The sequence below is a fragment of the Pseudomonas sp. XP1 genome, assembly GCF_053557675.1.
This window is the reverse complement of the sequence record NZ_JBNRIJ010000031.1, coordinates 5,380-8,938: the sequence shown is the minus strand read 5'-3', so window position 1 is coordinate 8,938 and position 3,559 is coordinate 5,380. Positions and strand designations below refer to the sequence as shown.

Annotated in this window: 4 protein-coding genes; all 4 read left to right on the top strand. The window is 65.2% G+C overall.

What is annotated here, in order from left to right:
• Window positions 1-158: 158 nt before the first annotated feature.
• On the top strand, window positions 159-755 hold the full coding sequence (locus ACK1U9_RS20890; RefSeq protein WP_449110151.1) for an amino acid synthesis family protein: 597 nt from the start codon (window positions 159-161) through the stop codon (window positions 753-755).
• 68 nt (window positions 756-823) lie between these two features.
• Window positions 824-1,657: an alpha/beta fold hydrolase gene (locus ACK1U9_RS20885; protein WP_046617261.1), complete on the top strand. Its 834-nt coding sequence runs from the start codon at window positions 824-826 to the stop codon at window positions 1,655-1,657.
• On the top strand, window positions 1,654-3,135 hold the full coding sequence (locus tag ACK1U9_RS20880; RefSeq protein ID WP_108480611.1) for an aldehyde dehydrogenase: 1,482 nt from the start codon (window positions 1,654-1,656) through the stop codon (window positions 3,133-3,135). The genes ACK1U9_RS20885 and ACK1U9_RS20880 overlap by 4 nt, the downstream gene beginning before the upstream one ends.
• A 13-nt stretch (window positions 3,136-3,148) precedes the next feature.
• Window positions 3,149-3,559, top strand: a 411-nt coding sequence (locus ACK1U9_RS20875; protein WP_449110150.1) for a flavin reductase family protein, incomplete at its 3' end; no start/stop codon positions are given.

Sequence of the window (3,559 nt, the reverse complement as noted above, 5' to 3'; positions counted from 1 at the left end):
CATGCCCGCGAAGAGGCCAGTACAGAAACCGCAGGAATCAAGGCATCAGGCCACCTTTCGTCCCCTCGCAAGAGAAATTTCCAGCCACCTCTTGCACAACAAATATTATGGTATACCATCAGACAACAAGAGCTGATAACCCTCACCAGGAGCCACCCATGAGTTTCGAAATCCGCAAGATCGTCACCTACTCCGAAGAGACCCGCATCGAAGGCGGCAAGGCCACCGACAAGCCGGTGACCATGGTCGGCCTGGCCGTCGTGATCAAGAACCCATGGGCTGGTCGCGGTTTTGTTGAAGATCTGAAGCCGGAAATCCGTGCCAACTGCTCGGACCTGGGTGCCCTGATGGTCGAGCGCCTGACGGCTGCCATCGGCGGCGCCGACAAGATCGAAGCCTACGGCAAGGCCGCAGTCGTCGGCGCCGACGGCGAAATCGAACACGCCTCGGCGGTGATCCACACCCTGCGCTTTGGCAACCACTACCGCGAAGCGGTAAAGGCCAAGAGCTACCTGAGCTTCACCAACAAGCGCGGCGGCCCGGGCACCTCGATCCAGATCCCGATGATGCAGAAGGACGACGAAGGCCTGCGTTCGCACTACATCACCCTGGAAATGCAGATCGAAGATGCCCCGCGTGCCGATGAAATCGTCGTGGTCCTGGGCGCCTCCGACGGCGGCCGCCTGCACCCGCGCATCGGTAACCGCTATATCGACCTGGAAGAACTGGCCGCCGAAAAAGCCAACGCTCAATAACAACAACCAAGACGGGCCGGGGCGTGGCGTGCTTACCCGCCGCGCCCGACCTTCAAGGAGCGCCCTCCATGATTCAGCCTGTCGCTGAACGCACACCCGCCGGCACCAGCTACCTGTCCGTCGGCCAGGGTCAACCCGTGGTACTGATCCACGGCGTGGGCCTGAACAAGGAAATGTGGGGTGGTCAGATCGTGGGCCTGGCCAACGACTACCGCGTCATCACCTACGACATGCTCGGCCACGGCCAGAGCGCGCTGCCGGCCGCCGACATCGGTCTGGAAGGCTACGCCGACCAACTCGCCGAACTGCTCGACCACCTGCAGATTCAACAAGCCACCGTGATCGGCTTCTCCATGGGCGGCCTGGTCGCCCGGGCATTTGCCCTCAACTACCCGCAGCGCCTGGCTGCACTGGTCGTGCTCAACAGCGTGTTCAACCGCACCCCCGAGCAGAGTGCCGGCGTCATCGCCCGCGCCGCCCAGGCTGCACAGCTTGGCCCCGACGCCAACGTCGACGCCGCGCTCGACCGCTGGTTCAGCCGAGAATACAAGGCTGCCAACCCGGCGCAGGTCGCTGCCATTCGCCAGGTGCTGGCGAGCAACGACCCGCAGGGCTACCACACCACTTATTCGCTGTTCGCCACCCAGGACATGTACCGCGCCGCCGACCTGGCCAGTATCCAGGTGCCGACGCTGATCGCCACCGGCGAACTCGACTCGGGATCCACCCCGGCCATGACCCGCCAGCTCGCCGCCAGCATTCCTGGCGCGCATAGCGTGGTCCTCGCCGAGCAACGGCATATGATGCCGGTGGAAGCACCGCGTGAAGTCAACAAGATGCTGCTGGACTTCCTCGCGCAAGCCCGCACCCTCACCGAATCCGCCAAGGGGATTGTTGCATGACCCTCGTTCGTTTCCAGATGTGCATCGACGGCCAATGGCGCGATGCCCAGAGCGGCAAGACCTTCGACAGCCTCAACCCGGCCACCGCCCAGGCCTGGGCGCAACTGCCCGACGCCGACGAGGCCGATGTGGAGCTGGCCGTGCAGGCCGCCCAGCGTGCCTTCGACAGCAAGGAGTGGCGCAGCATCACCGCCACCGCGCGCGGCAAGCTGCTGCGTCGCCTGGGTGACCTGATTGCCGAAAACAAGGAACACCTGGCCCAACTGGAAAGCCGTGACAACGGCAAGCTGATCCGCGAAACCCGCGGCCAGGTCGGCTACCTGCCAGAGTTCTTCCACTACACCGCAGGCCTTGCCGACAAGCTTGAAGGCGGCACCCTGCCGCTGGACAAGCCCGACCTGTTCGCCTACACCGTGCACGAGCCGATCGGCGTGGTGGCCGGGATCATCCCGTGGAACAGCCCGCTGTACCTCACTGCGATCAAGCTGGCCCCGGCCCTGGCCGCCGGCAATACCATCGTGCTCAAGCCGTCCGAGCACGCCTCGGCGACCATCCTCGAGCTGGCCCGCCTGGCCCTCGAAGCCGGCTTCCCGCCAGGCGTGGTCAACGTGGTCACCGGCTACGGCCCCAGCACCGGCGCGGCGCTGACCCGCCACCCGCTGGTGCGCAAGATTGCCTTTACCGGCGGCGCCGCCACCGCCCGCCACGTGGTGCGCAGCAGCGCCGAGAACTTCGCCAAGCTGTCGCTGGAGCTGGGCGGCAAGTCGCCGAACATCATCTTCGCCGACGCCGACCTGGACAGCGCCATCAACGGCGCCGTGGCCGGCATTTATGCCGCCTCCGGGCAAAGCTGCGTGGCAGGCTCGCGCCTGCTGGTGCAGGACGAGATCTTCGACGAATTCGTCGAACGCCTGATCGCCCGCGCCAAGCGCATCCGCATCGGCAACCCGCAGGACGACGCCAGCGAAATGGGCCCCATGGCCACCGCGCAGCAGCTGGCCGTGGTCGAAGGCCTGGTTGCCGCTGCCAAGGCCGAAGGCGCCAAGCTGCACATGGGCGGCAAACGTGCCGAGGTCGAGGGTGACGGCTGGTTCTACGAGCCGACCCTGTTCGAGTGCGACAGCAACTCGATGACCATCATGCAGGAAGAGGTGTTCGGCCCGGTTGCTGCGGTAATCCGCTTCAAGACCGAGGAAGAGGCCCTGGCCATCGCCAACGACTCGCAGTTCGGCCTGGCCGCCGGCATCTGGACCCGCGACCTGGGCCGTGCCCACCGCCTGGCCCGCGACGTGCGTTCGGGGATCATCTGGGTCAACACCTACCGTGCCGTGTCGGCCATGGCGCCGATCGGCGGGTTCAAGAACAGCGGCTACGGCCGTGAGAGCGGCATCGATTCGGTGCTGGCCTATACCGAGCTGAAGACGGTGTGGATCAACCTGTCCACCGCGCCGATGCCCGACCCGTTTGTGATGCGCTAAGAGGTAGCACAAGATGATCGAACCAGGCATCTACAAAGACGTGATGGGCTCCTTCCCATCCGGCGTCACGGTGGTCACCACCCTCGACGCCGACGGCGGCATCGTCGGCATCACTGCCAGCGCGTTCAGCGCGCTGTCGATCGACCCGGCGCTGGTGCTGTTCTGCCCCAACTACGCCTCCGACACCTACCCCATCCTGCGTGACAGCAAGCAGTTCGCGATTCACCTGCTGTCTGCCGACCAGACCGCCGAGGCCTATGCCTTCGCCGGCAAGGGCAAGGACAAGGCCAAAGGCATCGACTGGCACCTGAGCGAGCTGGGCAACCCGCTGCTGGCCAAGGCCACGGCGATCATCGAGTGCGAACTGTGGCGCGAGTACGACGGCGGTGACCACGCGATCATCGTCGGCGCGGTGAAGAACCTG